General features: G+C 70.2%; 1 protein-coding gene and 2 pseudogenes. All 3 read right to left on the bottom strand.

Going from position 1 to position 2,802, the window contains the following annotated elements; genetic code table 11:
• Nucleotides 1–98: pseudogene (locus AB0G02_RS34180) on the bottom strand (MBL fold metallo-hydrolase); the annotation flags it as partial.
• Nucleotides 98–1,183 carry an S-(hydroxymethyl)mycothiol dehydrogenase gene (locus tag AB0G02_RS34175; protein WP_360802713.1) on the bottom strand — a complete coding sequence of 362 codons (1,086 nt, stop codon included), beginning with the start codon at nucleotides 1,181–1,183 and terminating at the stop codon, nucleotides 98–100. The gene AB0G02_RS34175 and the pseudogene AB0G02_RS34180, both read right to left, overlap by 1 nt.
• A 1,153-nt stretch (nucleotides 1,184–2,336) precedes the next feature.
• A pseudogene (locus AB0G02_RS34170) lies at nucleotides 2,337–2,802 on the bottom strand (NmrA family transcriptional regulator); the annotation flags it as partial.

Below are 2,802 nucleotides of genomic sequence, written 5' to 3'. Positions count from 1 at the left end.
GTGTCGTCCCCGATCACCCAGACGTTGTTGTCGACGTCGAAGCTCTGCCCGTCCAGGCTGAACGTGCCGCGCGTGGTCGTGTGGTCGACGCGGACCATCAGAAGACCACCACCGAGCGCAGCACGTCGCCGTGGTGCATCTTGGTGAAGGCGCCCTCCACCTGGTCCAGGGCGACGGTCTCGCTGACGAACGCCTCCAGGTCGAGCCGGCCCTGCCGGTAGAGGTCGATCACGTAGGGGAAGTCGCGGCTGGGCAGGCAGTCGCCGTACCAGGACGACTTCAGCGCTCCGCCGCGCGAGAAGAGGTCGATCAGCGGCATCTCCAGCCGCATCTCCGGGGTCGGCACGCCGACCAGCACGACGGTGCCGGCCAGGTCACGGGCGTAGAACGCCTGCTCCCAGGTCTCGGGTCGCCCGACCGCGTCGATCACCACGTCCGCGCCGAAGCCGCCGGTCAGCTCCCGCACCCGCTCCACCACGTCCTCGGACTTGGCGTCGACGGTGTGGGTGGCACCCAGGCCGACGGCCCACTCCAGCTTGCGCGGGTCCAGGTCGACGGCGATGATCTTCGTCGCCCCGGCCACCCGGGCACCGGCCACGGCCGCCGCGCCGACCCCGCCGCAACCGATCACGGCCATCGAGTCGCCCCGGGTCACGTTGCCGGTGTTGACCGCCGCGCCGAACCCGGCCATCACACCGCACCCCAGCAGCCCCGCCACGGTGGCGGGCGCGGCCGGGTCGACCTTCGTGCACTGCCCGGCGTGCACCAGGGTCTTCTCCGCGAACGCACCGATGCCCAGCGCGGGGGACAGCGGGGTGCCGTCGGCCAGCGTCATGGGCTGGGAGGCGTTGTGGGTGTTGAAGCAGTACCAGGGCCGTCCGCGCAGGCAGGCGCGGCACTGGCCGCACACCGCCCGCCAGTTGAGCACCACGAAGTCACCGGGGACGACGTCGGTGACGCCGTCCCCGACCTGCTCCACGATCCCGGCGGCCTCGTGGCCGAGCAGGAACGGGAACTCGTCGTTGATGCCGCCCTCCCGGTAGTGCAGGTCCGTGTGGCAGACGCCGCAGGCCTGCACCCGAACCACCGCCTCACCCGGTCCGGGGTGGGGGACGACGACGTCCACCACCTCGACCGGAGCACCCTTGCTCCGAGCCACCACGCCACGAACCGTCTGCGCCACGAAAACCCTTTCCACTGCCGATGGTCATGCCCTGTGCCCCTGATCCACCCGGACCGTCCCGATCCCGGGACACGACGACGACCCGCTCGCCGCACCACGTGAACTCGTCCGGCCCCCCACAGTGTCCAGGCTCCTACCGCCGTGGAGCAGCCGCCAGTCGACGGCGAGGAGATCCGTGACGCCTGCACCCGTGCGATCCGAGGTGCTCGACGTCCGTTCGACCAACCGCCCGCTGAGCCCGCAGAGGCGCCGGGCGAACCCGCGGTCGACAGCTCCCGGCACCCGTCGATGACCGTCCACTGTGGATTGAGCGGGTGCCGTCGTGTCCTGCGGTGGTACCGCCGGTCATCGCGGTCCGAAAGGGGACAGGCGTGGCGCTCGAACGGCTCGGATGCTCGGGCCGGCCCCGGAAAACGGGAGGGTGTCAATCTGGCGGTCTTCGAAAGCGTGACGTGCCGCCATGGCTCCACGGCTACTCCGATCAGGTGAAGTCAGGCTGAATCGCTCAAGTCGGACCGCACCTCCGCCGATGGTGGTGAGGAGAAGCGCCGGACCTGTTCCAGTGGGCCGGCGCTTCGATGTCGACGCGACCCCGCCGGCGGGTGCGGCCGTGTCGGCGTCGATGGCCAGTCCGGTGATCTCGCCGTGGGCGATCTTCCGGCCTTCGTGCCCACCCCTATGCTTCACGGCTCTTCACGAAGCCGTCTCCCGTCTGCACGAGGTAGTTCACGGGCCACTGTGTCCTGAGCGGGGGTTTCGCGCATGTCGGGGTTGCACTCACCCGAAGCAATGATCGCGGGTTTTCGGCGGGCGGCCCCAGCCTTGGCCGTGGCACGGGGGCGTCGCCCACCTTTCCCGTCGATGAAGGGTTGCGAGTGCGTAAATCACTGTCGGCGGTGGCTTCGGCCGCTGCTGTGCTGGTCGCCGTCGCGCTGCCGGAACACCATGAAAACGCCACCCGCGTCGCCGAGCCAGTGCGCCAATGACGACTCGATCCGGAACCACCGTCGGCATGTGCGTGCATTCGCTGACGTCCGCTCAGTGGCATGACAGGACGTTGGCTTCCGCAGGATGGCCTCGGCAGTACTCGTCGCCCTGCGGCGGCAGCAAGGCAGGGGCGGCCGGCGGGTGGGATCTTGGCGCGCCTTGGCGGTTATGTGGTGGCCGGAGCGGGGAACACGTGGGCGTTGCGGGCACACCAGTCCGCGAAGGTCCGAGGACTGCGGCCGAGCAACTGGCGCACCGTGTCGGTACGCACGCCGACGGTGTCGGCGCGCATGAGCTTCAGACCCTCGGTGAGGGCGTCGGCGAGGGCCGGCGGTGCGCCGTGGGGGTAGCGGAAGCGGACCGCGTCGCTCGGTGTGGCCAGGTCGCGGACCTCGATGTCGTGGCCGATCGCCTTGGCGAGGATTTGGACCTGCTCTGCGAGGGTGAACGTCTCGCCGCCGGTCAGGAGGTACTCCTTGCCCTGATGCCCCTGCTGGGTCAGCACGAGGGCCGCGACGGCGGCGATGTCGGCGGGGTCGATCGGTGCGCTGCGGCCGGGTCCGATCGGGTCGAGGACGTAGCGGCCCTCGCGGAGCGTGGGCAGCCAGTCGAAGGCATTGGTCATGAAGCCG

Origin of the sequence: Actinosynnema sp. NPDC023658 (assembly GCF_040639995.1) — a bacterium.
In the GTDB taxonomy this organism is placed as follows: Bacteria; Actinomycetota; Actinomycetes; order Mycobacteriales; family Pseudonocardiaceae; genus Actinosynnema.
This window is presented reverse-complemented; position numbering and strand designations above follow the sequence as displayed.